Annotated in this window: 2 protein-coding genes; both read right to left on the reverse strand. The window is 59.3% G+C overall.

Translation table 11 applies throughout. From position 1 onward, the window contains the following. Positions 1-602: 602 nt before the first annotated feature. The gene (locus J7360_RS21120; protein ID WP_209034793.1) at positions 603-2,219 is read right to left on the reverse strand and encodes an alpha-glucosidase; all 1,617 of its coding nucleotides are present in this window, start codon (positions 2,217-2,219) and stop codon (positions 603-605) included. A 336-nt stretch (positions 2,220-2,555) separates the two neighbouring features. Continuing rightward, on the reverse strand, positions 2,556-3,743 hold a 1,188-nt coding region (locus tag J7360_RS21570), incomplete at its 5' end, for an XVIPCD domain-containing protein (RefSeq protein ID WP_244667881.1).

The raw sequence follows: 3,743 nt of genomic DNA on the forward strand, positions 1-3,743 counted from the left end.
CTCGCGCCGGGTCTGCTTACGCTTGCCCAAGCCCTCAGCGTCACCGAACGTCAGCTGCATGGATGAATCCTCTACATAAGGCGATAGTGTCGCGCATCTGCGGTGAGTTGATCAGACCTTCCTTAGCTCCTCTCCCTCCGGGAGAGGGCTTGGGGTGAGGGTACGGATTCCACGCCAACTCCCTCAACATCCAAGAAGCCCTGCTTTCACCTCTTGGTAGATCTCCCGTCAGGAGCGATGATCTATTACGCGGAATGCAATCAAAGCGTCTCGCTCTAGAACCTCAAAATCTCCAACGAAGAAAAGCCGCCGGCTAAACACCGGCGGCTTTTCTTTACACAGCATCTCCCATTCGGGTCGAATTGTTCGGTACAGGTTGGAAGGATCGAGCGCAATGCCGATACAACCGAGACGAGATACATAACCATCTCCTGCAGCGGCACCACCCCATAACCTATCTTGACTCGCCGACCAGGCACCGCGCCTCGCATGCACGCTCATTCGGATCTCACAATCCACCACAAAAAAGCGAGGCATCCCAATGAAATGCCTCGCCGGTATCAATCAAACATCCTCATAAAGCTCTCTGTGAGGCGACAGCGTCACTCTCCGCCCATTGCGCAAACCACAGCATGCCCCGGCAAGCGCACGCGGCCATGCTCGATCACGCCACGCTCCACCCCCGGCACATCGATCTGCCCCCATGCACCTGCAGGCAGTGCCAGCTCGGTGATGTCTGCAGACAAATTGAACGCCAACAGCATGACCTGGCCCGCATGCTCACGCCGGAACATCAGCACCGGCTCTGCGGTGTCGTAGAACGCGATCGTCCCTTCGCGCAAGGCCGGCATGCTCCTGCGCCAACTCAGAAATGCCCGCACCGCGCGTAGCACAGACCGGGCATCGTCCTGCTGCACACTCACTGCAGCCAGACGATGCGGCTCGGACAACGGCAACCACGGCTTGCCGCTGGTAAAACCCGCCGATGGCGCATCGGTCCACGGCATCGGCGTACGGCACCCGTCGCGGCCCTTGAAGGTCGGCCAGAACGTGATGCCGTACGGATCCTGCAGATCCTCGAATGCCACATCCGCCTCGCCCAGCCCAAGCTCCTCGCCCTGGTACAGGCAAACCGAACCACGCAACGAACATAGCAGCGCAACTACCATGCGAGCGAACGCAGGCGACGCATCTTCACCGCCCCAACGTGTCACCGCACGCACCACATCGTGGTTGGAAATGGCCCAGCACGGCCATCCTTCCAACATGGTGGCCTCGAGCCTGCTGACCGTTTGGCGGATATAGGCCGCGCTGTAATCCTGCACCAACAGCTCGAAGCTGTAGCCCATATGCAAGCGGCCCTTGGCGGTGTATTCGGCCGTGGTCGCCAGCGAGTCTTCCGAAGAGATTTCGCCCAGGCTTACCGCATCCGGATAGCGATCGAGCAAGGCACGCAGGCGCTCCAGGAACGCCAGGTTCTCCGGCTGCGTGTTGTTGAAGTAGTGGTACTGATAGGCATACGGATTGTCCGCACTGAAGCCCCGCCCCACCCGCTTGTCGGCCGGCTTGGCCGGGTTATCGCGCAGCTGCGCGTCATGGAAGCAGAAGTTGATCGCATCCAGGCGGAAGCCATCCACCCCGCGGTCCAACCAGAACCGTACATTGTCCAGGGTTGCCTGCTGCACCTCGGCATTATGGAAATTCAGGTCAGGCTGATCGACCAGGAAGTTGTGCAGATAGTACTGCTCGCGCCGCGGCTCCCACTGCCACGCCACACCACCGAAGAGCGACAACCAGTTGTTGGGCGGCGTCCCATCCTCGCGCGGATCGGCCCACACATACCAATCCGCCTTCGCATTGGTCCGGTCCTGACGGCTTTCCTGGAACCACGCATGTTCGATCGAGGTGTGGCTCAACACCTGATCGATCATCACCTTCAGGCCAAGCGCATGCGCCTTGTCGAGCAGACGGTCGAAATCGTCCAGCGTCCCGAACAACGGATCCACCGCACGATAGTCCGCGATGTCATAGCCGAAATCTGCCATCGGCGACTTGAAGAACGGCGAGATCCAGATGGCATCCGCACCCAGCCCAGCGATGTAGTCGAGCTTGGCAATGATGCCCGGCAGATCGCCGACCCCATCGCCATTGGAATCAAGAAAGCTACGCGGATAGATCTGATAGATGACGGCCCCGCGCCACCATGGTGTCTGCAACATGCGCGCCCCTCCCGGGCCACTGCTGGCAGCCAACACGGCCGCCGACTAAGGGCGTTAGCCTAGCGGCGTGGCACTCCAACAGCGTGGGCGTGCATACGTATTCATCGCTATTGCTGAGAGATCGCGAAGCGTTGGTCAAAATTGGGGGGACGTCGGCACTGAAAGGATTGAAGCCAGTCGGCGAACCATTTTCCAGCGCCAGGTAGTTGCCGCCGCACGCGCGCACAAAGATCTCCGCGCCGCGGTCCTTGTCGAAGAAGCAGATGCGTTGCGTACCTGCACGAAAGAAAATGGCCCCGGTCAGTGCCGGGGCCATCCATCGAACGTTATCTTCCTTTACAGGCTAGGGCCGCTGCGCGTCTCGGCGTGTTGCTGCGCCTGGTATGCACTCTGCTGGGCCTGACGCTGGCTTTCCTCAGCCACCTGACGGCTGCTCTGTTCCAGTGGCTGGTTCTGCGCCTGATTGCGATCCACGAACACACGCTGCATTGCCGGGTCGGTCATCTCACCCTGCACTGCGAAGAAACCGTCGCCGCCCTTGTTCGGCACCACATGGTCGATGCGTTGGAGACCGCTCACCTTAGACTCGAACACAATTTGTCCGGCCGCCTGCTCAAGTTCTTTGCGGTTGGCAAAGCCGCCGCGCTCGCCCAGGGCTTCCAGCTTGCCTACCATGCCGACGAACATGCCGTTGTCGGGGTGGCGAGGATCGGAAAGCAAGAGGCTGGACTGTGCCGGCACAGTAGTAGCACTCGTCTGCTCGGCTTGCTTGGCGGTGTGCTGCGCCAACGCTTGGCTCAAAGCCGCCTGCGTCTGCTTCCCCACGACGCCATCTATCTGCAATCCGTGCTCGCGTTGGAATTGCTCGACCGCATACTTTGTGTTGCCGCCAAAGTCGCCATCAGCGTGTAGCGGTTTTCCATCGCGGCCAACAGCGCCAAACTGAGCAAGCTGGCCTTGAAGCTGCTTCACCTGTTCGCCGCGCTCGCCTTGTTCGAGCTTGCCATCATTAGACTTCGAAGCTTGATGAGATGTCGAACCAGACGTCACGCTGTGCTTGAGGTCGACTCCATCGCGTTTTACGCTTTCGATCAGATCCGGAACGCGACGTTCCCAATTACCCGCATACTCCTCGCATTCCTTGGCTGCCTTTACGCTCCAGGGTTTGCTAGGAGTAACTCCGTTGACCACGCGTCGCGCGTTGTAGACGTCGTGGCTATCATTATCGATGTAGCGATCAAGAGGCTTGCCTGTGAATAAGCCGTCACGCATACCGACAACTAAAACCTTCGCAGCGATTTCCGGTTCCTTGGCCATGTCCGGGTTGCGGACCATTTCACCGTTAAGGCCCAGCAACTTATCGAACTTCGCATAATTGTAGTCGTGGGTAAGATGCACGTAACCACGACCTAAGGAAGGTCTGAACAACGAGACCTGACAGGGCGGAAGGTGGCGTCGTTCCGAAGAGTGGCTTTTGGAACTTCGGAATTTCGCCATTTCTGGCGCTTTCCGCGGGAATTTCCC

Source organism: Xanthomonas sp. D-99, from assembly GCF_017746145.1.
Lineage (GTDB): Bacteria > Pseudomonadota > Gammaproteobacteria > Xanthomonadales > Xanthomonadaceae > Xanthomonas > Xanthomonas cissicola.

What these genes read in the sequence shown, in the direction of transcription:
- J7360_RS21120 (WP_209034793.1), bottom strand. Translation starts at nt 2,219, where the DNA reads ATGTTGCAGACACCATGGTGGCGCGGGGCCGTCATCTATCAGATCTAT.